The 22,949-nt window shown below is 60.2% G+C and carries 21 protein-coding genes; 11 read left to right on the forward strand and 10 right to left on the reverse strand.

Annotated features, from left to right (window positions below):
- Nucleotides 1–41: 41 nt before the first annotated feature.
- From ACP7BN_RS00905 to ACP7BN_RS00920, 4 genes are read right to left on the reverse strand one after another with little or no spacing between them, the layout of a single operon-like run.
- Nucleotides 42–623 carry a DinB family protein gene (locus ACP7BN_RS00905; protein WP_426200899.1) on the reverse strand — a complete coding sequence of 194 codons (582 nt, stop codon included), beginning with the start codon at nucleotides 621–623 and terminating at the stop codon, nucleotides 42–44.
- Between the two features lie 18 nt (nucleotides 624–641).
- Nucleotides 642–1,760, reverse strand: coding sequence for a cell division protein ZapE (gene zapE / locus ACP7BN_RS00910; RefSeq protein WP_426200901.1), 1,119 nt, complete (start codon nucleotides 1,758–1,760; stop codon nucleotides 642–644).
- A 15-nt stretch (nucleotides 1,761–1,775) separates the two neighbouring features.
- Nucleotides 1,776–2,735 (reverse strand): agmatinase, encoded by a 960-nt coding sequence (gene speB, locus ACP7BN_RS00915; RefSeq protein WP_426200903.1) that lies wholly within the window; start codon nucleotides 2,733–2,735, stop codon nucleotides 1,776–1,778.
- Nucleotides 2,736–2,750: 15 nt separating this feature from the next.
- Entirely contained in the window at nucleotides 2,751–3,842 is a 1,092-nt protein-coding gene (locus ACP7BN_RS00920) for a polyamine ABC transporter substrate-binding protein (protein ID WP_426200905.1), read from the reverse strand.
- A 99-nt stretch (nucleotides 3,843–3,941) separates the two neighbouring features.
- Here ACP7BN_RS00920 and ACP7BN_RS00925 point away from each other — a divergent pair, with 99 nt between their 5' ends.
- The 4 genes from ACP7BN_RS00925 (at nucleotide 3,942) to ACP7BN_RS00940 (ending at nucleotide 7,709) form a co-directional block, all read left to right on the forward strand.
- The gene (locus ACP7BN_RS00925; protein ID WP_426200906.1) at nucleotides 3,942–4,835 is read left to right on the forward strand and encodes a LysR family transcriptional regulator; all 894 of its coding nucleotides are present in this window, start codon (nucleotides 3,942–3,944) and stop codon (nucleotides 4,833–4,835) included.
- A gap of 276 nt (nucleotides 4,836–5,111) precedes the next feature.
- A complete protein-coding gene (locus tag ACP7BN_RS00930; RefSeq protein WP_426200907.1) occupies nucleotides 5,112–6,569 on the forward strand; it encodes a nucleobase:cation symporter-2 family protein in 1,458 nt (485 codons plus the stop codon).
- A 67-nt stretch (nucleotides 6,570–6,636) separates the two neighbouring features.
- Nucleotides 6,637–7,110, forward strand: a complete 474-nt coding sequence (locus ACP7BN_RS00935; protein ID WP_426200909.1) for an LEA type 2 family protein — start codon at nucleotides 6,637–6,639, stop codon at nucleotides 7,108–7,110.
- 53 nt (nucleotides 7,111–7,163) lie between these two features.
- Nucleotides 7,164–7,709, forward strand: a complete 546-nt coding sequence (locus ACP7BN_RS00940) for a GNAT family N-acetyltransferase (protein ID WP_426200910.1) — start codon at nucleotides 7,164–7,166, stop codon at nucleotides 7,707–7,709.
- A 134-nt stretch (nucleotides 7,710–7,843) separates the two neighbouring features.
- Here the strand turns inward: ACP7BN_RS00940 and ACP7BN_RS00945 are convergent, their stop codons facing one another.
- Nucleotides 7,844–8,767 carry a carbon-nitrogen hydrolase family protein gene (locus ACP7BN_RS00945; protein WP_426200912.1) on the reverse strand — a complete coding sequence of 308 codons (924 nt, stop codon included), beginning with the start codon at nucleotides 8,765–8,767 and terminating at the stop codon, nucleotides 7,844–7,846.
- 83 nt (nucleotides 8,768–8,850) lie between these two features.
- Here ACP7BN_RS00945 and ACP7BN_RS00950 point away from each other — a divergent pair, with 83 nt between their 5' ends.
- Entirely contained in the window at nucleotides 8,851–9,765 is a 915-nt protein-coding gene (locus ACP7BN_RS00950) for a LysR family transcriptional regulator (protein ID WP_426200914.1), read from the forward strand.
- A 7-nt stretch (nucleotides 9,766–9,772) separates the two neighbouring features.
- On the opposite strand, the gene ACP7BN_RS00955 is transcribed toward ACP7BN_RS00950, so the two are convergent.
- Nucleotides 9,773–10,027 carry a hypothetical protein gene (locus ACP7BN_RS00955; RefSeq protein ID WP_426200916.1) on the reverse strand — a complete coding sequence of 85 codons (255 nt, stop codon included), beginning with the start codon at nucleotides 10,025–10,027 and terminating at the stop codon, nucleotides 9,773–9,775.
- Nucleotides 10,028–10,180: 153 nt separating this feature from the next.
- On the opposite strand from ACP7BN_RS00955, the gene ACP7BN_RS00960 reads away from it, so the two are divergent.
- On the forward strand, nucleotides 10,181–10,498 hold the full coding sequence (locus ACP7BN_RS00960; RefSeq protein WP_420649867.1) for a DUF883 family protein: 318 nt from the start codon (nucleotides 10,181–10,183) through the stop codon (nucleotides 10,496–10,498).
- 59 nt (nucleotides 10,499–10,557) lie between these two features.
- On the opposite strand, the gene ACP7BN_RS00965 is transcribed toward ACP7BN_RS00960, so the two are convergent.
- Complete coding sequence (locus ACP7BN_RS00965; protein ID WP_426200917.1) at nucleotides 10,558–11,589, reverse strand: Ldh family oxidoreductase; 1,032 nt, start codon at nucleotides 11,587–11,589, stop codon at nucleotides 10,558–10,560.
- A gap of 187 nt (nucleotides 11,590–11,776) precedes the next feature.
- Between ACP7BN_RS00965 and ACP7BN_RS00970 the strand changes: the two genes are divergently transcribed.
- On the forward strand, nucleotides 11,777–12,994 hold the full coding sequence (locus ACP7BN_RS00970) for a hypothetical protein (protein WP_426200918.1): 1,218 nt from the start codon (nucleotides 11,777–11,779) through the stop codon (nucleotides 12,992–12,994).
- Nucleotides 12,995–13,069: 75 nt separating this feature from the next.
- Nucleotides 13,070–16,561: a dermonecrotic toxin domain-containing protein gene (locus ACP7BN_RS00975; protein ID WP_426200920.1), complete on the forward strand. Its 3,492-nt coding sequence runs from the start codon at nucleotides 13,070–13,072 to the stop codon at nucleotides 16,559–16,561.
- A 59-nt stretch (nucleotides 16,562–16,620) separates the two neighbouring features.
- On the opposite strand, the gene ACP7BN_RS00980 is transcribed toward ACP7BN_RS00975, so the two are convergent.
- Nucleotides 16,621–16,890 carry a PepSY domain-containing protein gene (locus ACP7BN_RS00980; protein ID WP_420649870.1) on the reverse strand — a complete coding sequence of 90 codons (270 nt, stop codon included), beginning with the start codon at nucleotides 16,888–16,890 and terminating at the stop codon, nucleotides 16,621–16,623.
- Nucleotides 16,891–17,043: 153 nt separating this feature from the next.
- On the opposite strand from ACP7BN_RS00980, the gene ACP7BN_RS00985 reads away from it, so the two are divergent.
- The gene (locus ACP7BN_RS00985) at nucleotides 17,044–18,045 is read left to right on the forward strand and encodes a FecR family protein (protein ID WP_426200921.1); all 1,002 of its coding nucleotides are present in this window, start codon (nucleotides 17,044–17,046) and stop codon (nucleotides 18,043–18,045) included.
- A gap of 50 nt (nucleotides 18,046–18,095) precedes the next feature.
- Here the strand turns inward: ACP7BN_RS00985 and ACP7BN_RS00990 are convergent, their stop codons facing one another.
- Nucleotides 18,096–20,399 (reverse strand): acylase, encoded by a 2,304-nt coding sequence (locus ACP7BN_RS00990; protein WP_426201556.1) that lies wholly within the window; start codon nucleotides 20,397–20,399, stop codon nucleotides 18,096–18,098.
- A gap of 335 nt (nucleotides 20,400–20,734) precedes the next feature.
- On the opposite strand from ACP7BN_RS00990, the gene ACP7BN_RS00995 reads away from it, so the two are divergent.
- Entirely contained in the window at nucleotides 20,735–21,112 is a 378-nt protein-coding gene (locus ACP7BN_RS00995; protein ID WP_420649873.1) for a fe2+ zn2+ uptake regulation protein, read from the forward strand.
- 18 nt (nucleotides 21,113–21,130) lie between these two features.
- On the opposite strand, the gene ACP7BN_RS01000 is transcribed toward ACP7BN_RS00995, so the two are convergent.
- Nucleotides 21,131–21,319: a hypothetical protein gene (locus tag ACP7BN_RS01000; protein ID WP_420649874.1), complete on the reverse strand. Its 189-nt coding sequence runs from the start codon at nucleotides 21,317–21,319 to the stop codon at nucleotides 21,131–21,133.
- Nucleotides 21,320–21,695: 376 nt separating this feature from the next.
- Here ACP7BN_RS01000 and ACP7BN_RS01005 point away from each other — a divergent pair, with 376 nt between their 5' ends.
- On the forward strand, nucleotides 21,696–22,943 hold the full coding sequence (locus ACP7BN_RS01005) for an MFS transporter (RefSeq protein ID WP_426200923.1): 1,248 nt from the start codon (nucleotides 21,696–21,698) through the stop codon (nucleotides 22,941–22,943).
- The last annotated feature ends 6 nt before the right edge of the window (nucleotides 22,944–22,949 follow it).

Consider the following 22,949-nt stretch of genomic DNA (forward strand, 5'->3'; position numbering starts at 1 on the left):
CTGATAGGCCGACAGACCTTACCGCGCCGGACGACCGTTTGTCAGTGGCCCCAGACCAATTCTTCGGTCCAGCCCAATTCAGCGAAATCCTCGGCACGCAGTGCAGCCTCGCCGACACAGAAAAACTCATCCAGTTGCGGCGGTTTGACCGAGGTGCCGCTAAGCATCGCGTGCACCTGGCCGCGATGGTGCAACTGATGCTCGAACAGATGCGAGAGCATGCGCAAACGGCTGTCGTGTTGCGGCGTGTCGCGCGCGATGGTGACCAGACGGGGCAGCTCGCTGTCGCGCATCTGTTCGCAGTAGGCGATCAATCGGCGGTCGACATGCGCCTGTTCACTTTGTAGCGCCGCGGCTTCGGTAAACGGCTCGTCAATGTTGAAAAACACATAGCAATCGGGATGTGGTTCGTCGCCGCGCAATTCGCGTTCCAGCGCGTCGACGTAGAACCAGTCGCAGGTAAGGATGTGATTGAGCGTCAGGCGGATGCTCGGGAAGAAGCTGACTCTGGGCGCTGCCAGTTCCACGTCACTGAGCTGATTCCACGCCTTGGCCAGTCGATGATTGGCCCAGGCATTCTGGTAGGCCATGGTCAGCAGATGATGCGACAGTGGCTGCGGCATGTGGCGCCCTCCTTGCTTTCAGTCTTCGGCGAAACGTTGCAGCTGCATCTCCTGCAAACGGCTGAGGGTGCGGCGGAACGGGAATTCCAGATAACCCTCGGTGTACAACGCGTCCATCGGCACCTGGGCTTCGATGAACAGCGGGACCTTGCGGTCGTAACACTCGTCGACCAGCGCGATGAAGCGGCGCACGCCGTCATCGTGAACCGACAATTGCGGCAGTTCGCGGTCGCCAGCCACTACCCGTTCAGCGCCATCCTCGGTGCCCCGAGCGATGCGCCCTTCGCGTTTCTGCGCACTCAGGTTGGGCAGCTCGCTCAACAGAATAGTCCGGTAACGGTCGCACAGCGCGATGAAGTCCATGGCGGCGAACGGTTGCTCGCACAGGTCGGCGTAACGGCACCACAGCACCGAGTCGCTGGCGCGCACCACGTTCAGGGAACGGTAGCCGACCGGCACCGGCTCGGCGCTGGTGGTTTGCCCGGCCGTCAGCGTCTGGAATATCGGCTCCAGCGCACTGCCCGCGCCCGGTGTCGCCACCCAGTAGCGCTGTTCGATCACACCCGGATGCAGCCGATGATCCTCGGCGCCGTTCACCGCGACCACTTGCATGTGCTTTTCAATCGCGGCAATCGCCGGGACAAAGCGGTCACGGTTGAAACCGTCGGCATACAGCTGATCCGGCGGCAGATTGGAGGTGCAGACCACCACCACGCCTTCGTCGAACATCACCTGGAACAGTCGGCCAAGGATGATCGCGTCGCCAATATCATTGACGAACAATTCATCGAAGCACAGCACGCGCACTTCTGCCGCCAGCTCGCGGGCGAGTGCGCGCAGCGGATCGGCAATCCCGGTCAACTGGAACGAGCGCTGATGCACCCAGCCCATGAAGTGATGAAAGTGCTGACGCCGCGCCGGCACACGCAGGCTCTGATAGAACTGATCCATCAGCCAGGTCTTGCCGCGCCCGACCGGGCCCCACAAGTAAACGCCGGTGACCGAACGGGCACCGGCGTGCAGGGCTTCATGGCATTTTTGCAGCGCCCAGACTGCATGTTCCTGAGCTTCGTCCTGGACGAAGCCTTTCTGGTCGATGGCGTGTTGCCAGGCGCTGAGGGGGGAGTCAAAAGTCATGCGCCAGAGTATGCCTCAGACGTCGACTTTGTGCCTCGCGGCGTACAGGCAGAGCATTTCCATGGCCAAGGTCGCTGCCGCCAATGAGGTGATATCCGCATGGTCGTAAGCCGGCGCGACCTCCACCACGTCCATGCCCACCAGATTGATCCCGCGCAAGCCGCCGAGGATTTCCAGCGCCTGCACCGTGCTCAAGCCGCCGCATACCGGCGTTCCGGTGCCGGGCGCAAAAGCTGGATCAAGACAATCGATATCGAACGTCAGGTACACCGGGTTATCGCCGACCCGCGCACGAATCGCTTCGACAATCGCCGCGCAACCCTGGCGATGCACTTGCCGCGCATCCAGCACCTGAAAGCCCTGATGATCGTCATTGGTGGTGCGCAACCCGATCTGCACCGAGCGCGCCGGATCCACCAGCCCTTCACGCGCCGCGTGCCAGAACATGGTGCCGTGGTCGACCCGCTTGCCCGCCTCGTCCGGCCAGGTGTCGCTGTGCGCGTCGAAGTGGATCAGCGACAACTTGCCGTGTTTGCGCGCATGCGCCTTGAGCAGCGGATAGCTGATGAAGTGATCGCCGCCGAAGGTGAGCATGGCGCTGCCGGAACTCAGAATATGCTCGGCGTGGGCCTCGATGCTTTCGGGGATGCTGTGCGGCGAGCCGTAATCGAAATCGCAGTCGCCGTAGTCGATCACCGCCAGATGATCGAACGGATCAAATGCCCACGGCCAGTGGCGTTCCCAGGCGATCCCGGTGGATGCCGCGCGAATCCCGCGCGGCCCGAAACGTGCGCCGGGACGGTTGCTGGTGGCGGTGTCGAACGGGACGCCGCTGACCGCCACATCCACCCCGCGCAAATCGCGGCTATAACGCCGGCGCATGAAACTGGTAATGCCGGCGTAGGTGCTTTCGGCGGCGGTGCCGTAGAGACTGTCGCGGGTCATGGCCTGATCGTTTTGCATTGGCACGTCCATCGGTGTGCTCCTGGGTTATTGGCGGCTACGGAAAGTGGTCCACAGGCGGGTGCGCTGACGCAGATCCTTGAGGCTCATGCTGCGGTCGGCGTACAGCCGCTCGCGTACGTCGGGCTGCGGAAAGATGTCCGGATCGTTGCGCACTGCCGGGTCAACCAACGATGTAGCCGCCTGATTGGCCGTGGCGAAGAACAGCGTGTTGCTCAGCGCTGCCACGGACTCGGGGCGCAACATGAACTCGATAAAGGCTCGTGCAGCTTCGGGGTGCGGTGCGTCTTTGGGGATGGCGAGGTTGTCCTGCCACACCAGCGTGCCTTCCCTGGGAATTCGGTAGGCGACTTCGAACGGTTTGTTGGCCTTGCGCGCCTGATCGGCGGCCATGCTCGCGTCGCCGTTGTAGGTCAGCGCCAGACACACGCTGCCGTTGGCCAGATCGCTGATCTGCCGGCCAGTTGCGACATACAGCACCGACGGCTGCAGCTGTTGCAGCAGGGCTTCGGCGGCGGCCAGATCCTGTTTGTCAGTGCTGTAGGGATTTTTGCCGAGGTAATGCAGCGCGAGGCCGATGACTTCCTGCGGCGAATCGAGCACGGCAATCCCGCAATCCTTGAGCTTGGCCGCGTACTCGGGCTTGAACAGCAAGTCCAGGCTATTGAGCGGCACGTCCGGCAGGCGTTGCTTGACTGCTTCGACGTTCATGCCCAGACCGAGCGTGCCCCAGGTGTAAGGCACGCCGAAGCGGTTGCCGGGGTCGACTGCCGCGAGTTTTTGCAGAAGGTCCGGATCGAGATTGGCGTAGCCCTTGAGCCCGGCGTGGGGGATTTCCTGCAATGCGCCGGCCGCCAGCCCACGCGCAAGTACGCTGGAGGACGGCACCACCACGTCATAACCGCTGCCGCCGGTGAGCAATTTGGTTTCGAGCACCTCGGACGAATCAAAAGTGTCGTAACGCACATGAATGCCGGTTTCCTGCTCGAAGCGCTGCAAGGTCTCCGGCGCAACGTAATCGGCCCAGCTGTAGAGATTGAGGGTCTTGTCCTCGGCCTGGGCGGTGACCGCCAGAGTGAGCAACAGCGCGGGGAAACACAGTTTGAACACGGGAGCCATGACCAGCACCTGACCGGAGGAAGTGGATGCACAGTGCGCCGTCGGATACATTCTCGAAATATCAAGTTTGTTAACCTGACTTTATCGATAGGTAATGTGATGCTCGGCCAACTTCACGATGTCGATCTGCAATTGCTGCGCCTGTTTATCGGCGTGGTCGAATCCAAGGGGTTCAGCGCTGCGCAAGGAGAGCTGGGCCTGAGCCAGTCGAGCATCAGCCAGCAGATGGCCAAACTGGAAACCCGCCTCGGTTATCGGGTGTGCAACCGGGGCAAGGGCGGGTTTAGCCTGACCGCCAAAGGCGAGCAACTGCTGATCGCGGCGCGGGCGTTGTTCGAATCGATCGAGACTTTTCGCCATCAATCCAACGGCGTCGCCGGGCGTTTGATTGGTGAGGTACGGCTGGGGCTGTCGGAAGCGCTTGATCAATCGGTGCTGCAACGAGTGGCCGAGGCGATCCGGCGCTTTCGTGAGCGCGATGAGTCAGTGCGCATCGAGTTGATCAGTGCGATGCCCGGTGAGATGGAGCGGTTGCTGCTGCAACAAAAGCTGGATCTGGCGATTGGTTACTTCTCCCAGGTGCAAAACGCGTTCGACTATCGCCAGTTATTCAGCGAAACCCAGCATTTGTACTGCGCGCCCGGCCACCCGCTGTTTACCGACGACGCACCGGATGACGCGGCGTTGCAGGCCTGTGACCCGGTTGATCATCCGTATCGGTTTTTACGCAGTGACGAGCCGTTTCAGGGCAAGGCCAGTTCGGCACGTTCGGAACAGGTCGAAGGCACACTGGCGTTCATTTTGTCGGGCAAGCATGTGGGGTATCTGCCAAGCCACTTTGCGCGCAGTTGGCAGGACAAGGGTTTGTTGCGCTCGGTGCGCGAGGGGGAATTGAGTTTTGAAGTGGCGTTTCACCTGGCCCGACATCGGGCGCAAGTGCCGGGGGATGCGCAGAAGGCATTCGAAGAAGATTTGCTCAACGCATTTACCTGATTCAACACAACCCCTGTGGCGAGGGAGCTTGCTCCCGCTGGGCTGCGAAGCGGCCCTCTAATTTGACTGACAAGCCAAGGCGACTGCTGCGCAGCCGAGCGGGAGCAAGCTCCCTCGCCACAGGTCTGCGGTAAGCCCGCAATGTTTGATTAACCCGTTCCAGCCCGCAAAAGCTGACCTTTCAGGCAGTTTTAATGCGTTGCCCTCGCCGTCCTGTTCCGGCATCCTGCGCCTCCATTTTCTGACCCGGCCCCGCTTCGCGGCACGCAAACCACCATGACCGTCTCTGAAAAAGCCTTGCGCAACAACGATTTGATCTACGGCCTCGACGACCGTCCGCACCTCACCGCGACCGTGTTTGCCGCGCTGCAGCACGTGTTGGCGAGCTTCGTCGGCATCATCACCCCGACCCTGATCATGGGCGGCGCCCTCGGCCTGCAAAGCGAAATCCCCTACCTGATCAGCATGGCGCTGTTCGTCTCCGGCCTCGGCACCTTCGTCCAGGCGCGGCGTTTCGGGCCGGTAGGCTCAGGTTTGCTGTGTCTGCAAGGCACCAGTTTCTCGTTTATCAGCGTGATTCTCAGCGCCGGCTTCATGGTCAAGGCGCGTGGTGGCGGCACCGATGAAATCCTTTCGACGATCTTCGGCGTGTGCTTTTTCGCCGCGTTCATCGAAGTGGTGCTCAGCCAGTTCATCGGCAAACTGCGCATGCTCATCACGCCAGTGGTCACCGGCACCATCATCACGTTGATGGGCCTGTCGCTGATCAAAGTGGCGATGACCGACATTGCCGGCGGCTTTGGCGTGGCGGATCTGGGTGCCTCCAGCCATCTGTTTCTGGCGGCACTGGTGCTTGGCACCATCGTGGTGTTGAACCGGGTTGATGTGCCGTTCCTGCGTCTGGGCGCGATCGTTATCGGCCTGACTTTTGGTTATGTGGTGGCGTGGCTGATGGGCGTGGTCGATTTCGCCAACATGCCCGAGGTGCCGCTGTTCAGCGTGCCGGTGCCGTTCAAGTACGGATTCAATTTCGACTGGGTGGCGTTCATCCCGGTGGCGGTGATTTTCCTCGTGTCGCCGCTGGAAGCCGCAGGCGACCTGACCGCCAACTCGATGATCTCGCGTCAGCCGGTCAAAGGTCCGCTGTACATCCGCCGGATCAAATCCGGGCTGCTCGCCGATGGCCTGAATTCGGCAATGGCCGCTGTGTTCAACAGCATGCCGATGGTGACCTTCGCGCAGAACAACGGCGTGATTCAACTGACCGGTGTGGCCAGTCGTTACGTGGCGTTTTTCATTGCCGGTCTGCTGGTGCTGCTCGGGCTGTTCCCGATGATCGGCGCGGTGCTGCAACTGATGCCAAAACCGGTGCTCGGTGGCGCTGAACTGGTGATGTTCGGCACCGTCGCCGTGGCCGGCATCAAGATCCTCGCCGAGGCTGGCCTGCATCGGCGTAACATGCTGATCGTGGCGATCTCGCTGGGCATGGGCCTGGGCATCGCCGCGGTGCCGGAAGTGCTGCGCGACCTGCCGCAGGCGCTGCGCAACATCTTCGAATCGCCGATCACCGTCGGTGCGTTGTGCGCCATCCTGCTGAATATTTTCCTGCCGGAAGAATTTATCGAGCTGGAAGAAGACGACTTCGACCCGGAAGCTTCTATCCTGCAAGTGATGGAAAACCCCGCCCAGGCTGAACCCGCGAACGCTGAAGCGGTCGCACAGTTGAACCGCTGACACTCTGCCCCTCGCAAAAAGGGCTGAGCCGGCAACGGTTCAGCCCTTTTTTGTCGAGAGACTGTTTATGCGCCGCTTGCACGCCGTCATCCTGTCCCTGCTCATGCTGTCCCTCAGCGCCTGTGCGCTGTTCCCCAACCGCGACCCGGTGAACATCAACGTGGTCGGCCTCGAACCGCTGCCGAGTCAGGAGCTGGAAGTGCGCTTCGCGATCAAGCTGCGGGTGCAGAACCCCAACGACACCGCCATTGATTACAACGGCATCGCTCTGGACCTGGACGTCAACGGTCATTCGCTGGCATCGGGTGTGAGCGATCAGAGCGGTTCCATCCCGCGTTTCTCGGAAACCGTGGTCAGCGTGCCGGTGAGCATTTCGGCGTTCTCGGTCCTGCGCCAGACCCTCGGCCTGAGCCAGACACAAACTCTCGACAACCTGCCCTACGTGCTGCGCGGCAAACTCGCGGGCGGGTTGTTCGGCACCATGCGTTTTGTCGATACCGGCAAGCTGAGTTTGCCCAAAGCCACTGCGGCCACTTGGTAAAAATGCGTTAGCCTGCGTCGTTTAATACGCAAAGGAATGGAGGCCGCAGGCTTATGGACGACACACCCACGTTGTACACCGAACGGCTGATTCTGCGTCCACTCGTGTTGGCGGATGCCGTCGCTGTCCAGCAGCAATTTCCACACTGGGAAGTGGTGCGTTATCTGAACGCCTTCGTGCCTTGGCCGTATCCGGAAAACGGCGCCCTCACCTACCTGCGCGATATCGCGCTGCCGGCAATTGCTGCCGGCACGGAGTGGCACTGGTCGATTCGCCTGAAATCCGCCCCCGGGCAATTGATCGGCAATGTGAGCCTGATGGACGCACCGGATAACAACCGTGGGTTCTGGCTCGCGCCTGCGTGGCAAGGTCAGGGTTTGATGACCGAAGCCGCTGCGGCGGTGACGCGCTACTGGTTCGAAACGCTCGAACGGCCGCTAATGCGCGTGCCCAAAGCTGCGCCAAACATCGGCTCGCGCAAACTGTCCGAGCGTGCCGGCATGCGCATGGTTCGCAGTGATGACGGCGACTTCGTCAGCGGGCGATTGCCGAATGAAATCTGGGAAATCACTCGGGATGAATGGTTGCAACGGCAGTGACTGTTTCCCGAATGTGATCACCGCCCCCTGTAGGAGCTGCCGAAGGCTGCGATCTTTTGATTTTGCTTGTAAAAAAAAGATCAAAAGATCGCAGCCTCGTTGCACTCGACAGCTCCTACACAGTTTTCCCAGAGTTAAATGTTGAAACGCACGCCCGGTTTCGCGCGCTCGTCGACGCTGAGTTCGAACACGTCCGGCCGCGCATAGTGGCCGACCACGTCGTAGTCGTAGCGGGCGCGGATCAGTTCGTCGGTGTCGATTTCAGCAGTCAGTAACCCGGCCTCACCGCGTAATGGCCCTGCGAGAATGTCGCCCATCGGCCCGACGATCACGCTGCCGCCGGCAATCAGCGGGCGATCCTGTGGCCAGTTGGCAATCTGCACCCCCAATTCCTCAGGCGAAGCCTGCACCTGACAGGCGCTGACCACAAAGCAGCGTCCTTCATGGGCAATGTGGCGCATGCTCACCTGCCACATTTCGCGCTCATCAACCGTAGGCGCACACCAGACCTCGATGCCCTTGGCGTACATCGCCGTGCGCAGCAGCGGCATCATGTTTTCCCAGCAGATCACTGCGCCGAGCTTACCGACCTGAGAGTCGAACACCGGCAGCGTCGAGCCGTCGCCCTTGCCCCAGATCAGCCGCTCGGTGCCGGTTGGCATCAATTTGCGGTGCTTGCCAATCAATCCATGTTGCGCATCGAAATATAGCGCGGTGCAATGCAAGGTGCTGCCGGCGCGTTCGATCACGCCGATCACCAGATTGGCGCCAGTCCGTGCGGACAGTCCGGCTAGCGCTTCGGTTTCGGCGCCGGGCACATCGATGGCGTTGGCGAAGTAGCGCGCATAAGCCTCGCGTCCTTCAGGCAAGCGGTAGCCGAGTTGCGTGCCGAATGTCTCACCTTTCGGGTAACCGCCGAGCAACGCTTCGGGCATCACTACCAACGCCGCCCCGGATTCGCTGATCGCCGCCTCCCAACTGAGAATCTGTTCCAGGGTTTCCCCCTTGCCACCGGGCAAGGCGCCGATTTGCAGGGCTGCAACGATAGATTTGGGCATTACTCTTACTCCGTAAGCTTCAGGGTTGCCCATTCTCCGGCCGCACGCGATCATCGAGAAAGCCCGATTCACTGCTGAATGATATGAACCAAATGAATATCGCCAATATCGATCTCAACCTGCTGAAAGTCTTTGAAGCCCTGCACGAAGAATCCAGCGCCAGTCGCGCCGCGCTCAGGCTCGGTGTTACGCAATCGGCCGTCAGCGCGGCGTTGCGCCGCTTGCGCGAGGTGTATGGCGATCAATTGTTTGTGCGCACCGGGCGCGGCCTGGCGCCGACGCTCAAGGCCAATCAGTTGAAACCGGTGGTCAGCGAAGCACTGAATAAATGCCGGCAAAGCCTGGCAATGGTTGATCCAGCGGCCAATCACTTCGAGGGGCGTTCCGTCACGCTGGGTTTGTCGGATGATTTCGAGATTGCCTACGGACGACGCCTGATCGAAGAAATCGCCCTTCGCGCACCGAAGCTGCGGCTGATATTCCGCCAAACCCACAGTCAGATCGTCGGCGCTGCGTTAATGGAGCGCAGCATCGATCTGGCGATCACCGCCGGCGGGTTCGCTGAACGCCTGCTCAGTCGTCAGGTGCTGGGTGAAGGGGGTTACGCGTGTCTGATGGATCCGGCGAGCCTTGCGCCTGGCCAGCAGCAGATCAGTCTGCAAGAGTTCGTGGCTCGCGAGCACATTCTGGTGTCGTCCGGCGGCTTCATTGGCATCACCGACGAAGGCCTGGCGACGCTGGGTCTGAGCCGCCGGGTGTGCGCCTCGACCACGCACTTCGCGGCGTTGCCGCATCTGCTCAAGGGCAGCGCGGCCGTCGCCACCATCCCGGCACACGCGGCACAGGCCATTGCGTCGATGAGCGGGCTGGCCTTACTGCCCTGCCCGCTGGCCCTGCCGCGTTACCCGATCGAACTGGGTTGGCGCACCAGCACGCAGATCGACCCGGTGCTACTGAAAGTACGCGAGGCGATTGCCGCCTGTTTCGTCAGAGACTGACAGCGCGTTACTTGCTCGCAGCCATCAGGCGATTGACTTCACTGCGCACCATGTTGGCGAATTCCGGCGGCGACATGCCGTCCAGTTCGGCCCGCACCCACTCCGACCACTTGCCCTTGCGCTTGGCGCGTTCGCCGAACAAGCGAGCAGCTTCGCCTTTGGCTTTGCCCAGATTGTTCTGCCAGAGTTCGAACAGACGGGATTTCTCGTCTTCCAGCGCGGCGCGCTCGGCGAGGGATTTGTCGGCCAGATTGAAACTCATGGGGAAATACCTGCTGCGTAAAATGGCGACATCTTACACGCTGAACGGAAATCTCCCGCGCTGGTTTTTCTTTCAGGCACAAAATCGCTGCAACTTTTTGCACCGCCAAACACTCCATTGTTCACTGTCCATTCAACTGCAAGGAGTCACCCAATGGCCCGGAAAACCGCCACGCAAGCCGCTCAAGACCAAATCAAGGATCAGGCCTTCAGCGAACTTCAGGCTCTGATCGAAGAGTCGGAAAAACTGCTCAAGAGCAGCGCCTCACTGGTCGGCGAAGAAGCGGAGTCGCTGCGTGGGCAAGTTGCCCTGAAATTGCAGCAGGCGCTGGATTCGGTGTCCAGCGTGCGCGAACGCACCAAACCGGTGGTGGAAGCCACCGAAAGCTATATCGGCGGGCATCCATGGCAAACCGTGGCGATCTCGGCCGGTTTTGGTCTGGTGGTCGGTTTGTTGCTTGGCCGTCGCTGAGTAACGCACGAATAAAAAAGGCGAGCCGGTTGGCTCGCCTTTTTCATATCCGCGATCCCTTATATCCCGGCCAGTCCACGCAGTTGCGCCAATGTCTGCGCATCCAGCACGATTCCTTCGGCCAACGATTTCGCCCGCTGCAAATGCCGCCGATCACCCGGCAAGCGCTTGAGCCCTACCCCATGCATCTGCCTGACCAGTTCCTGACTGCGTTCGGCAAAACTTTGTCCGGCGGTTTTGTCCGGATCGATGACGATCAGCAATTGTCCGGTCCACGGCGTCTTGGCGCCTGGATGCTGCGACCAGTCAAATTCGAACGAGAAATTGCCCCCGGTCAGCGCCGCTGCCAACAACTCGACCATCATCGATAATGCCGAGCCCTTGTGCCCGCCAAACGGCAGCAGCGCGCCGCCCTCGAGAATGGCTTTCGGATCGCAAGTCGGCTGGCCGAGACTGTCGACGCCCATGCCGGCCGGCAGCTTCTCGCCTTTGCGCGCAGCGATCTGCACGTCACCGTGGGCGATGGCGCTGGTGGCCAGATCGAAGACAATCGGTGCGCCACCGGCACGCGGTGCAGCAAAGGCAATCGGGTTGGTGCCGAACAGCGGCCGGTCGGCGCCATGCGGCACCACGCAGGTCATGCTGTTGGCCACGCTCAGCGCCACCAGCCCTTCATCGGCGAACGGCTCGACGTCCGGCCACAGCGCGGCAAAGTGATGGGAGTTGCGGATCGCCAACACCGCGATCCCGGCACTGCGCGCCTTCTCCACCAGCAACCCACGCGCCGCCGCCAATGCCGGCTGGGCAAAACCGTTATCGGCGTCGACGCTGACAAATCCCGAGGCAACGTCCTCGACCTTGGGCACTGCCTGGCCATTGACCCAGCCGCTGTCGAGGGTCGAGACATAACCGGGAATCCGGAACACCCCGTGGCTGTGGGCACCGTCGCGCTCAGCATTGGCGCAGTTCGCGGCCAAAGTACGCGCGACTTCGGCGGAGGTGCCGTGACGGGTGAAAATCCTTTCAAGCAGTTGGGTCAGTTCGTCGAGGGAAAGCGTCGACGAATTCGCATGATCGTGTGGCGCAGACATCTGAAGCTCCAGAATAATTATTGGAGGGAACAACAGCGAACGAGCAAGCCGCGAGGGGATTAATCACGTGCGGCCCGTGGCCTGTCAACCCCGCAATATCTATCTACCACCTGCGCGGTCATCGCCGGTTCTAGCCTTGAGCCTCGACCCACGGTGCGTGCGAACGTGCCCCCTGCGAGACTCGACCATGTCAGCACCGAGCAAACCGTTGTTATTCCCCGAAGCCTTCAACTCCCCCGGCCTGTGGCGCGAACTGGGGCTAACCCACGACCTGTCGGAACAGGATTTCAAGTGGCTGGCTCACGCCAAACTCAGCTCCGCCACCCTGCGCAGCGAACAGACTCCGGCGATGCACGCCGAGCGCATCATGCTCAACTTCGGCGACCAGATTCCCCTGCCCCTGCCTGGCGCGTTTGTCCTCGGCGAAACACCAGGCGACAAAGGCCTGATCCTCTACACACCGTACGACGGCATCAAGAAATACGCCGACCGTGCGAGCCTCAAACTGCAGCTCGAACAACGCCTGAAAGACGCAGACGATCAGGACAATCTGCTCGCGTTTCTGGCCATGGCCCAGCGTAAACGCCTGCTGGACGCAGACAGCCTTTCACTGACGTTCAGTACCATAGAGGGTGATGTATTCGAAGATCAGACCTCGGCCATCCGCCAAGGCCAACTGCTGAATGCACAAGCGATGCGCGAGGAACTCAAGCAACTGCCTGCCCTCACTGCGCTGTTGGACAGCGTATTGGATGAACTGCTTAAAGCGCACTTCGGGGCCTTGCAGCAGAGCCGAACGCGCGTCAGTTTTTACACGGTCGGCGCCGACGACGCAGCAACCGACAAACATTGGCTCGAATCAATGAGCCTGAGCGACGCGGTGTTGCTGCATTATCGCCACCAACGCTGGCCGGGCGCCGCGCTGCGCGAGTTCGCCAATCCCGCCCGGCAGGCGGCAGATAAAGATCAGCAACAATGGGAGGACGCCGTCGAAAGTGCGTCAAGCAAATTGCCGGCACTGTGGTTTCGGCAGTTGGAGCGTTACTGGGACGCCCCGTCTGCCGACGGTTCGCCGCGACGGGATTTCTTCGCCCAGGTGCTGCAAGATCAAGCCTGCGCCGAATGGATGGGCAAACGCGAGACCGGCATCCTGGAGCCGGCCCAGTTCGATGCGCTGCATCAACTGATCAGACCGATGGCCGATGGCCCGCATCGGCCCCTGACGGAAACCGTGCGGCTGTGGGAGCACCCGGCCAACTACGTCGAACTCGCCGGGTCATTGATGATCAGCGACACCAATGCCTATCTGTACACGCCGGCGCAGGGCCTGCAACTGCTCAACGATTACCAGGATCTGAAACAGACGCTGCAGAGCAAGTTCATGGCCAAGGGGCACGAAGAGTAGCTATATGGCCTCCTCGGTCTGGAGGAGCGTAAGCGTTTTATCGGTTTCCACGAGCCGCAGGTATCCGGCGAGCGCATGGCCGGCGCAACCTTCAAAATGCTTTTTGAATTGATCATCACCAAGCAACGCCAGAACATCGACTACGCCTTGCAGGTATTTCGCCACAGCGATGGCCACGTCAACCTGCAGGCGCTGTTCGACAAGAGTCTGGACATTCGCTCGATGATTCATCAGCGCTTGCTCGGACTCGACAGCGCAGGACGCTGGAGCACCCATCCGGTGTTGTCCGGCAATCAGCAGCCGTCGTTGGTGCTGGCGGACAAGGCCCTCGCCGCGATCAAGACCTTCGCCAGCCTTGAAGGCCCGCTGGAGGAAATGCTCAAGACGCAGCCCATGGCGACCATGGATGTCCAGCGGCCATTTCTCGAACAGATGCGCGCGGATCTGGCGCATGCCTGGTCTGTCGGGGTAAACGCTGAAGCCCGGCTTCGCGCGCTGAGCGGCACTCTTCCGGCCTCAGTGCAGGCGATCGTCAACACGGTCATCAATGCCGATCAGCCGAGCCGCGCATTGCGCCCGGCGCTGGATGGCTTTCGCCCGGATGCCTATGCGCTCACGCTCAAATCCGCCGGCCAACAGAGCTTGCTGCCACTCGCTCATTGCCTGCTGATGACCGAGCGCGGCGGCCTCGACGTGCAACACTCCGGGCGCACGGTGCTATGGACGCCCGCGCTGGGTCTGGAAGTGTTTGCCTCCGTGGCGGTCGCCCAGCGCATGCTTGACCGGCGCTTGCTGCACAGCGTGCAACGTTTGTCACTGCTGGAAAACCTTATGCCCGCGCAGCATCTGCCCCATCAGCGCTACACCTTGGCCGAATTTCAATTCATCGAACACAACGTACTGCACAACCGCATGCAATCGACCATCGAGCACTTTCTCGGTCGCTGCGAACAGCTGCGCAAGCACGTCACCGATCCAGTCAAGCGCAACGCAGCCCTGGCCTTGCTGCGCGACGTGCCGTTGCACACCAACCTCAAGCGCTCCACCGAACATGCCCGGGCCATCGCCACGCAGCAGACTTATCCCGCATGGCTGGGCATGGCGCCAGTCGCCGAGCAAAAGCTGCACGTCGAGCTTCTTGAGCAGTGGCAACAAAGTGTCGTCGACGCCAAGGATTACCTGAGCGGCGTTCCGTCGCTGGTCGGGTATGTCGAACAAGCGTTGCAAACGCTGCTCGACAACCGCTTCCCCGGCAGTCAACTGAACCCGCACCACATCGAAATCACCCCCAACCTGGCATTGGCCGGGCCGGCCCGCACGCTGGTGGAGTTCGCGCTCAATCACATCAACATCGCCCAGGGGACGGGTTTCAAAGTAGCCTCCAAAACCACCGACGCGTTGCCGGCCGGGCTGGATCAGAGTGCGGTTACACAGCTGCTGTTGTCGCTGACGATACCCGCAACCTTTGGCAAAAAAGTCACCGATGCGTTGTCGGTCGGCACTGTCGACGGCCTTGCGCGCAAACAGCGCTTCTTCCGTCAGTTGCCGTGGCAACTGCTGCAACATGCGCATGCCCTGAAACTGCAGCAACATTTGTCTGATACCGCGTTCAGTTTCATCCGTCAGGTACTCGACATGCCCGACGCCATCGCCCGTGCCGCCGTGGCGGGTGCCCACGCGATTGCCTGTCCGCTGGCGCTGGTGAAAACCGTCGGTGCGCAGGCGGTCACCGCACTGGGTTTGTATGTGTTTATTCCCGGTGCCGGGCACAAGGGCCCATTGGTGCTTTACGCGCCCTATACCGAGCAGGCTTTCCATGAATTCGCCGATGAACAGACATTGATCAGCGCGCTCAACACCAGCGGATCTCTGCAAAACCTGCTGCTGCGGCGCTTGCCCGAAGCGCAGCAAGCAGTGTTTCGCAACTTGCTCACCGCCACACTCGGTCAGACCAGCGAGATCAAACTGGCCAATGTTGCGATCGGTGGCAATCTGCTCGAGCAGCTGTATCAGGACAATCTCGGGTTGTTGACGCAGATGCTCGGGGCGCAGAAGCACAGCGACGGGCAATTTGACTGGGAGACCGCCAAAGTCCTGTTCAGCGATGAAATCAGACAATCCTCGGAGATGCTCCAGGGCAAACTCGCGTATTTCCGTTTTCTCTGGCAGGCCTACGACGAATTCAAAGACTCCGCCGAGGCGCTGCAGAACCATCACTGGAAACGCGCACTGAAGTCGTTCATCGAAGGCGCGGCGCAAATGGTGCTGGTGGGCCTGCTGCCGGAATTGTCTGCCGATTCCGGGCTGGCTGAAGCAACCGTTGAAGAGACCCAGACACCCCTTGCCCCGAACCTGGCGCAGATTGAATCAACCGCGCCGCAACGCACTGCGCTGCAATCTTTCGAAGTCACCGACGTCGCACTCAAAGATCTGAAGCACAGCGCCACCGATGCGGTTTACCGCCAGACCTCGAACAACCGCAATTACGCGGAGGTTGATGGCAAGGTCTATGGGGTGGTCAACAGTAGCGAGGGCTGGCAACTGGCGCGCGATGACAAACGCGGCCCGACGCTGGTCAAGAGCGGCTCGCGCATGGTGCAGGTCACGGCGGGGCAAACCGTGCATTACGGCAAAGCCATCTCGAAAATGGTCAACCGCAGCACCTACTCAACCGTGCGCCGGACCATGTTGAATATCGAAGCCGAGGGAATGGAAGAAATCAACCAACGCTTTCCGGAAAAGGCCAGAGTGCTGGGGCATGCGGTCGACCTCGCTCGGTACTATGCGTTCAACTGCCTGCACAACCTGGCCATCCTCGACATCGCTGTCTCCGGAGGGCGAGTCAACCGTTTTCTCATGGATCTGTTTGACGTGCCGCAAATCACCGCACCGATTCTGGTCAAAATCAAAAAAGCCATCGAGCCGCTTTGCAGCGCATTGGTGGATCCCAATGATGAACTGCTCAACACCGAGCGCTTTATTGTCGGCTCGACCCGGTATCTGCATGACGTGATTGCCTTCGTGCTGGATGGCGACCAACAGAAAAAAGTGCATTTCACCCAACACTTTTTTGACCAGCAATTGCATGACTACGCAAATGTCACTGCGCGCTGGTTCGATATAGACGGCCATGCACAAGCTGCAACCTTGATCCACGAGTTTGCCCATCAGTTCAGCAAAGCCTGGGACATTGCCACGGTCAGGGCACGCGAGCCCTTTGCTGACCTCATTTCGAGCGCAACCCGCAACGGCTCGAATATGAAGATCGATTTGCAGGACGCGCAGAAAATGGCCTTGTCACTGGCGACGCCGCGTACACAGTTGTTTGCGCAGTGGAACACCAAGGTCAAGGACTGGATCAGCTTCGAAAGCATCCCGGATGTGAAACACATGAGTAGCGACATCCTGAAACTGACCAACAGCAAGACCATGAACGAGGCGCGCAATGCCTTCCTCGATCGACAGTCACCGGACGTGCGCATCGACGTCATCTTGCGCAATGCCGATTCCATCGCGCGGTTGATCTGCGAAGTCGGCCGGCAACTGGATACAGTGCCGACACCTTGATACAGGCAAAAAAAATGCGCAGGTGCAATACCTGCGCATTTTGCTGGTGATGCGCTGAATCAGTCTTTCTGATCGCGCAGTACATTGCCGGAGGCGCCGTCGATGCGGAACTCGTAGACCACGCCGTCAGCTTTGCGCCCCTCGCCTTTCCAATAGCCGTTGTTGTCGGCTTCAATCTCGTAGACCTCAACATAACCGGCCTTGGTCTTGACGGTTTCGATGGCTTTTTCGATGGTGATCCAGCCGGCGCCCGGGCGGTCGGCCAGCGCGGCACCGGCACTCAACAGACTGGCAGTAGCAACCACGGCAGCCAAAGTTCTTTTGATCATTTTTTCACTCCATTTGTGGATAGTGGTAACAGGACGTCCTGGTTTTTGGGCGCCTGAGTGAAAAATAAGTTCCACTTTGATGGGTAATTGCCATGAGTGATGTTCTCGGCAGACTCCGCTGAAGGGTAGAATGCGCGAAATCAGGATGAGTCAATGACCCAAGACACCCTCTCGGAAGCCGAATACGATGCCATTACCGATGCCGCCGCGCATTGGTGCATGCGTATGCATGCCGTCGATTGCAGTGCTCAAGAGCGCCACGCCTTCGAACAGTGGTTTGCTGCGCATCCGCTGCACGCATTCGAGTACGAAGCCATGCTGGAAATCTGGCAAGTCGCCGAGCACTTGCCGCGCCCGGAGTCTGCGCTGGTCGCGCCAATCGGCAAACCGCTGAAATCCTGGCGCCATTACGCGTTGGCAGCTTCGGTCTGCGCGCTGGCATTGCCGCTCGGCGCATTCGCGGGATGGAATCTCGGCTGGCTGCCCAACAGCTTCGAGCATTTCGCATCCACTGATAACGTCCGCCACGTAACGCTCGGCGACGGCAGCCAGGTCGAGCTCAACCTCAATACCGAGTTGACCTTCAGCAACTACAAGGATGAGCGCCGGGTCACCCTGAAAAAGGGTGAAGCGTTCTTCGAAGTCAGCCACGACATGAGCCATCCGTTCATCGTCAAGGCCGGCGAAGGCCGGATTCGCGTCACCGGCACACGTTTCAACGTCTGGCTGTACGAAGATCAGGTCAAGGTCAACCTGGTCGAAGGTTCGGTGCTGGTGGCCAGCAATTCGCAGTTGTCCGGCGATGGTCTGCGCCTCGGGCCATCGATGCAGGCTCGCTACAAGCCTGGCGACTACATGCCGCAAATCAGCCAGACCTACGCCAACGACAGCTCATTGGCCTGGCGTAACGGCAAGCTGGTACTGGATAACCTGGCGCTGAGCGAGGCGCTGCCACTGATCAACCGCTATCTGGACAAGCCGCTGATGCTTGGCGAAAGCAGCGTGGGCAATATCCGCGTGGGTGGCATCTACAACGTCAAGGAACTCAACAGCCTGGTGAGCTCTTTGCCACGCGTGTTGCCGGTCTATCTGACGCGCAACAAGGAAGGCAACCCGGTGATCAATTCAATGCCGCAACAACCGCCAAAAAGCTGAAGGCCGCGTCCCGAGAGGGAGGCGGCCTTCTTGCGCAGCTGGTCTAACCGTTACTGGCTGACCACCTTCCCCGCTAGGTCCGACGCTTCGCGCACGGACTGCACCTGATACTGCGGATCAGCCTTGATCTGCTGTTCAGTGAATGGCAGTACGCTCCACTGCTTGTTCGAGAACGCCTCGGTCTGATCGCGCGAGTACTTCGAGGCCGGATCGCTCGACAGCGAAAACGCCAACAGGCCCTGAGCGTGCGGCCCATCCTTGTCGAACGTCACCACCTGCAGATAACTGGTGCCACTGACCACTTCGAGTTTGCCATCTTCGCGCGGCACGCTCTGGATCGCGTTGTAGATCCCCAGCGTACCCGGACCGCCATGAATCGGCGTTTGCTGGCCGCCGCTGCTGACCACTTGCACATCGCCCCAACGGGTCGTAGGTTTCAAGCCCGTTTTTTCGCTTGAAGCGACTGACGCCAGCATCGCTTCGCGCACGGCTTTGGCCACTTCAGGTTTTTCTACCGCCAGCCCGCGCGGGGTGTGTTGCGCATCCTTCGGATCAAACGCCACGCGCCAGACATCCGGGGATTGCTGCAACGTCTGCATGATGCTGTGGAAGTGCATCAGCCCGATTCCCGAATCCAGATTGGCCCGACCGTCCCAATCCTTGAGGCTCACACACACCGGTTTTACCGCAGGCGCATCCGCGCCCAGATCACCAGCACAGAACTTGAGCAGATCCGGCACCACCTGAGTCGCGAGGTACACCTGATCGTCCATGACCATGTGTTGCAGGTCTTTAACCGACACAGCGCCGTGTTTGCTCAAGACACCCAGTCGATCCAGTGCAAAACGTGAACGCAAGCCCAGCGGCTGGCCTTCCTGGCTGATCAGCGGCGAAAATCCGGTCAACGGCTGCGCCGGGTTGGCCAGCCAGGCCGAGTCGTTGGAGTGCTGCACGAAATCTTTGCGCAGCAGCTGCGGCAACTGGCTGGAGGCGTAGATGCCTTTCTGCGCCGCTTGCGGATCGATGTCCCAGGCACAGGCGCTATTGGAGCCGTCGAGCACGATCATCTCCAGGCCAATACGCGGATCGCTGCACTTGGCCAGTTTGTCGGCGCTGACGTTCGGCACCACCGACAGGTTCATATACAAAGTCTGGCCCTGATCATCCACTGCCAGGGTGTTGACCCACGGAATGCCCTGAATCTTGTGTACCGAATCCTGCAAATCCTTGAGATTGGCCGCGCGGTTCATCGAGTACCACTGTTTGAGCACGCGGTCGTTATCGAGGTTGGCGTCGCGCAGGCTATAGGCGTATTGCTTGTCCCAGTCGAGTTTGCCCGGCCACTGCACGATCGGGCCGAACTGTGAGCTGTAGATATCACGCGCCACCGGCACGAGCTGGCCGTCGGGTTGTTTGACCTGCACCGTCACGGTTTGCTTGGTCAACGGCAGGGATTTGCCGTCGAGCAGATAATGCGTTGGATCCTTCGGATCAAGTTGCAAACGATACAAGGTGAAATGCTTGGACGAGTCAACCGTATGCGTCCAGGCAACATGCTGGTTGAACCCGATGTTGATCATCGGCAACCCCGGCAACGCCGCACCCATCACATCGAGCTTGCCGGGAATGGTCAGGTGCATCTGATAGAAGCGCATGCCACCGACCCAGGGAAAGTGCGGGTTGGCCAGCAACATGCCGCGGCCGTTGAACGAGCGCTCGCTGCCCACAGCCACCGCGTTGCTGCCCCGGTCCAGTGCAAAGCGTTGCATGCGCGCATCAGCCAGTTCATAGGAACGAGTGTGGTTTTGAACCTGAGCGGTCGCCTGCGGTGGCGTTGCACCTGCCAGTGCTTCGGCGAACTGGCCGACACCGCCTTCGACCAGCAGCCGCCGGGTCAGCTTGACCAGATCTTCGGCGGCGATGTCGCGTACCCACTCGCCCTGACATTGCTGCGGCAGGCCCTGCTGACGGCGTTCGGCCAGATAGCGGTTGTAACCGGCGGCATAACCTTCCACCAGATCACGCACCTCGACAGGCTGCGCCTGCCAGAAGGCCTGCACCGCTTGCGGGGTGTTGAGCCAGGTGAAAAAAACGTCGCTGACACGGTTTTCGCGTTCTTCAACGGTCAACTGCTCTGGCCCGAAGTAGCGTGAACGTTCGCCGTTGACGGTGACGATCTCGTTGGCCAGCAGGCAAAGGTTGTCCTGCGCGTAGGCATAGCCGATGCCAAAGCCGAGGCCGCGTTCGGTTTCAGCGCGGATATGCGGGACGCCGAACGCTGTCCGGCGGATATCCGCGCCGGTCTCGGTGGACGGGCTGAACGCCTGTGCGGACAGACTCAGTCCTAGAAACATGCCGGCTACGGCCACGCCGGTTAACTGTCTGGTATTGATCACGCTCGCTCCTGATGAAGAATGCCGAAGGGCGTGTTGTGCTCAAGTACGAGGGCACGCCGGATCCGTTCTGAAAACACCCACGCGTCCACGCGCCATGAGCCTTCCCAAGAAACGAAGCCGGAAAAAAAAATTTAGCCCCCAGGCCCGGGGTTTTGCGCCGTGATTACGGAGAAACGACGAATCGGCGACAAATTTTCTACATGTTGCCGTTCATGATTTTGCGAGCTGATTCGTCTTATACCCAGAGAGCAACCAAAAACTTTTCCTGAGCAGGCTCTGAAAGGAGTAATCGCATGTACACCCCACACCTACCAACGGACGGTAGCCAGGCGCCGCAAGGGGCTTCAATGGGTTCCAGCGCCAGCGTTTTCAAACATCGGGTCGAACGTCATGGTAATGAGCGCATTCGTGTGCTGCTCAAGAGTTTCGGCCTGCGCACCAGCCTGATCCGGCTGAAAGTCCTCGATGCCTTGCTGGTCGCCGCCGAGGACGAGCGTCGTCTGGGCGTGCGCGGGGTGCATACCCAGTTGCTCGAGCTGGACATTCCGCTGTCGTTTCTCAGCGTGCGCGAAGTACTCAAGCGCCTGTGCGCCGAAGGCGTGATCACCTTCAATGCCGACAAGAGCTACAGCCTGCACCCGCAGGCTGCCGCGGTACTCAACAGCGATTGATGCCTGCGACAGGCGCCGTCAAGGCTTGACCTTGCGGCGCATCACGCCATTGATTACTACCACGATTACCGCCACGCCGATGGCGACGTACTGAAACATCTGCTCAGTGATTTTGCCGGCGTTTTGCAGCCAGGACAGGCCGAGCATGATCGCCAGTACCGTCAGGGCAATCAGAATCGAATATTTCAAGCGTTGCGAGTTGGTCATTACAGGTTCCTGAAGCTTGGAAATGTATCCGGTTTGTATCGGCATGCACGCCATGCGCTTACCGTGTTACGGGGATGCGCCGCCGCAAACGGGGTCTCATGTTACAGCCGACGAAGAGCTTTGGCTTCATGCGGGGTTAAATCCGGCAGCAACTGCAAAAAAATGTTTAGCACCTCAAGCTCTGCCTGCATGAATGTGGGCAGGGTTTGTGGCTCCATCATCCCCGGCCTGTAGTCCCATTCGCCCACCTGCGTGCGACTTATGTACATTGCAACACCAGGCAAACTGAAGACATTTTTTGTCGTACCTGCAGCGTAGGAAAATCCGCACCTGCGCCCCTACCCTTTGTGCTCCCAATCAAACGACATGGAAGCGTATGCAAAGGACACTGATCACTATCCCGCCGTTACAAACGCTCGGCTTTTGCCTGGCCATCACCTTGTTCGAGTTGCTGACTTATATGGCCAGCGACGTGATCATGCCTGCCATGCTCACGGTCACTGCAGAATTTGCGGCCGACCCCGCGCATATCCCCAACGCCTTCAACCTTTACCTGATCGGCGGCGTGTGCCTGCAATGGCTGATCGGTCCACTGTCCGATCATTTCGGCCGGCGTCCGCTGCTGTTGATCGGCTGCGCACTCTTCGCGGTGTCCTGTGCAGCCGCGATCGCTGCACCCGGCATCGCAGTGTTCAACACACTACGACTGGTGCAGGGCATGGGCATCGGATTCGTCGTGGCGGTCAGCTATCCGGCGCTTCAGGAAGTGTTCAGCGAGGCAGATGCCGTGCGCCTGATGGCCCTGCTCGGCAACGTCGCCCTACTGTCGCCACTGCTCGGCCCTCTGCTCGGCACTCTGTTACTCCAATGGCTGAGCTGGCGTGGACTGTTTCTCGGCTTGGGCCTTGCCGCAGCGACAGTCTGGCTGTGCCTCTACGCCTGCATGCCGGAAACCATCGGCGTCATGCGCCGCGATGGCGGGCAGCAGCCACCGATGCGGTTTTCCGGGCAGGCGTTGCGTCGACGGTACCTGGCGCTGTTGCGCAACCGCCAATTCCTCGGCGCGTGCCTTGCCCTCGGTCTGATGGGTTTGCCACTGATAGCCTGGATCGGACTTGCGCCGCTGTTGCTGGTGCAACTGCTGGGCTTGTCCACGCTGGAATATGGCCTGTGGCAAATCCCGATTTTCTCGGCAGTTATCTGCGGCAATCTGATCCTTGACCGTTTACTGGCTTCACGCGAACTGGCGCAGTTGATTCGCGTCGCCTTGTGGCCGTTCTGCCTTGGCTTGTTGCTGTTGCTCGGCAGCGCACTGTTCGGCACATCCCTCGGACTGCTGATCAGCGGTCTTGCGGTGTATGCCGTGGGGCTGGGAATGAGCAACGCCGCGCTGTACCGCCTGGCGTTGTTTTCCAGTGATGACAGCAAGGGACTGGTCTCCGCCGCCGTCGGCATGATTTCGATTGCCGTGATGGGGCTTGGCGGTTCGCTGATTGCAGTCATTGGCGGCGCAACCGGCCTCGAATCCTTTGCGCTGTGCGCCGCACTCAGCGGCCTGTCGAGCCTGCCGCTGCTTTACCGTTTTCTACAGAGAACTTCCCCGCCCATCGCATCTACCGAATAACAATAA

The sequence above is a fragment of the Pseudomonas sp. TWP3-1 genome (genome assembly GCF_049896625.1).
Lineage (GTDB): Bacteria > Pseudomonadota > Gammaproteobacteria > Pseudomonadales > Pseudomonadaceae > Aquipseudomonas.

What these genes read in the sequence shown, in the direction of transcription:
- ACP7BN_RS00905 (WP_426200899.1), bottom strand. Translation starts at nt 623, where the DNA reads ATGCCGCAGCCACTGTCGCATCATCTGCTGACCATGGCCTACCAGAAT.
- zapE (WP_426200901.1), bottom strand. Translation starts at nt 1,760, where the DNA reads ATGACTTTTGACTCCCCCCTCAGCGCCTGGCAACACGCCATCGACCAG.
- speB (WP_426200903.1), bottom strand. Translation starts at nt 2,735, where the DNA reads ATGGACGTGCCAATGCAAAACGATCAGGCCATGACCCGCGACAGTCTC.
- ACP7BN_RS00920 (WP_426200905.1), bottom strand. Translation starts at nt 3,842, where the DNA reads ATGGCTCCCGTGTTCAAACTGTGTTTCCCCGCGCTGTTGCTCACTCTG.
- ACP7BN_RS00925 (WP_426200906.1), top strand. Translation starts at nt 3,942, where the DNA reads ATGCTCGGCCAACTTCACGATGTCGATCTGCAATTGCTGCGCCTGTTT.
- ACP7BN_RS00930 (WP_426200907.1), top strand. Translation starts at nt 5,112, where the DNA reads ATGACCGTCTCTGAAAAAGCCTTGCGCAACAACGATTTGATCTACGGC.
- ACP7BN_RS00935 (WP_426200909.1), top strand. Translation starts at nt 6,637, where the DNA reads ATGCGCCGCTTGCACGCCGTCATCCTGTCCCTGCTCATGCTGTCCCTC.
- ACP7BN_RS00940 (WP_426200910.1), top strand. Translation starts at nt 7,164, where the DNA reads ATGGACGACACACCCACGTTGTACACCGAACGGCTGATTCTGCGTCCA.
- ACP7BN_RS00945 (WP_426200912.1), bottom strand. Translation starts at nt 8,767, where the DNA reads ATGCCCAAATCTATCGTTGCAGCCCTGCAAATCGGCGCCTTGCCCGGT.
- ACP7BN_RS00950 (WP_426200914.1), top strand. Translation starts at nt 8,851, where the DNA reads ATGAACCAAATGAATATCGCCAATATCGATCTCAACCTGCTGAAAGTC.
- ACP7BN_RS00955 (WP_426200916.1), bottom strand. Translation starts at nt 10,027, where the DNA reads ATGAGTTTCAATCTGGCCGACAAATCCCTCGCCGAGCGCGCCGCGCTG.
- ACP7BN_RS00960 (WP_420649867.1), top strand. Translation starts at nt 10,181, where the DNA reads ATGGCCCGGAAAACCGCCACGCAAGCCGCTCAAGACCAAATCAAGGAT.
- ACP7BN_RS00965 (WP_426200917.1), bottom strand. Translation starts at nt 11,589, where the DNA reads ATGTCTGCGCCACACGATCATGCGAATTCGTCGACGCTTTCCCTCGAC.
- ACP7BN_RS00970 (WP_426200918.1), top strand. Translation starts at nt 11,777, where the DNA reads ATGTCAGCACCGAGCAAACCGTTGTTATTCCCCGAAGCCTTCAACTCC.
- ACP7BN_RS00975 (WP_426200920.1), top strand. Translation starts at nt 13,070, where the DNA reads ATGGCCGGCGCAACCTTCAAAATGCTTTTTGAATTGATCATCACCAAG.
- ACP7BN_RS00980 (WP_420649870.1), bottom strand. Translation starts at nt 16,890, where the DNA reads ATGATCAAAAGAACTTTGGCTGCCGTGGTTGCTACTGCCAGTCTGTTG.
- ACP7BN_RS00985 (WP_426200921.1), top strand. Translation starts at nt 17,044, where the DNA reads ATGACCCAAGACACCCTCTCGGAAGCCGAATACGATGCCATTACCGAT.
- ACP7BN_RS00990 (WP_426201556.1), bottom strand. Translation starts at nt 20,399, where the DNA reads ATGTTTCTAGGACTGAGTCTGTCCGCACAGGCGTTCAGCCCGTCCACC.
- ACP7BN_RS00995 (WP_420649873.1), top strand. Translation starts at nt 20,735, where the DNA reads ATGTACACCCCACACCTACCAACGGACGGTAGCCAGGCGCCGCAAGGG.
- ACP7BN_RS01000 (WP_420649874.1), bottom strand. Translation starts at nt 21,319, where the DNA reads ATGACCAACTCGCAACGCTTGAAATATTCGATTCTGATTGCCCTGACG.
- ACP7BN_RS01005 (WP_426200923.1), top strand. Translation starts at nt 21,696, where the DNA reads ATGCAAAGGACACTGATCACTATCCCGCCGTTACAAACGCTCGGCTTT.